The 784-nt window shown below is 67.1% G+C and carries 1 pseudogene; it reads right to left on the reverse strand.

From position 1 onward, the window contains the following. Positions 1 to 784: pseudogene (locus tag AHiyo1_RS09880) on the reverse strand (dihydroxyacetone kinase subunit DhaK); the annotation flags it as partial.

Genomic DNA, 784 nt, shown 5'->3' on the forward strand with positions numbered 1-784 from the left:
GGCGCGTCGGCCGGCGCGAGCAGAGTTGTTCGAGTTCCTCGTCCAGCCAGAAGAGGGTCAAGGATGTGCCTGCCATGTCGAAGCTGGTCACGAGCTCGCCCACCTGCGGATCCAAAGCCTCGAGTCCTGCCTCAGCGAGGAGCTGCGCGACGCGGCGGTACACGACGAACAGTTCTTCGTATTTCACGCTGCCCAGGCCATTGAGGATCGGGACGACGCGGGCACCACTGATCTGGACACCCTCGGGGATTTCGGCAAGGAGCTTGGCGACCATCAGCTCGGCGAGCTCATCCGCCGTCGGGATGTCCGTTTCGCCGATGCCTGGTTCACCGTGGATTCCCATGCCCACCGCCATCCGGCCCTCGGGGACGGTGAAGAGCGGCCGCTCCGCGCCGGGCAGCGTGCACCCGGTGAACGCGACGCCGAAGGAACGGGTGCGGTGGTTGGCGCGTTCGGCGATCTGCACGACGTCGTCCATGGTGTAGCCGGCCTCGGAGGCTGCGGCGGCGACCTTGAAGACCGTCAGGTCCCCGGCAATACCCCGGCGCTTGTGCATCTCGCTTGCGGGGGCGGAGGAGATGTCGTCCGTCACGGCGATGCTGCGGCAGTCGATTCCCTCCTTGCGGAGCTTCTCCTGCGCCTGGGTGAAATGCAGGACATCCCCGGCGTAGTTGCCGTAGCCCAGGAGCACGCCACCGCCGTTGTCCGACGCTTGGCCACGTTGTAGACCTGCTGCGCGGACGGCGAGGCGAAGAGGTTGCCCATCGCTGCGCCGTGCGCCAGG

This window comes from Arthrobacter sp. Hiyo1, from assembly GCF_001263615.2.
Lineage (GTDB): Bacteria > Actinomycetota > Actinomycetes > Actinomycetales > Micrococcaceae > Arthrobacter.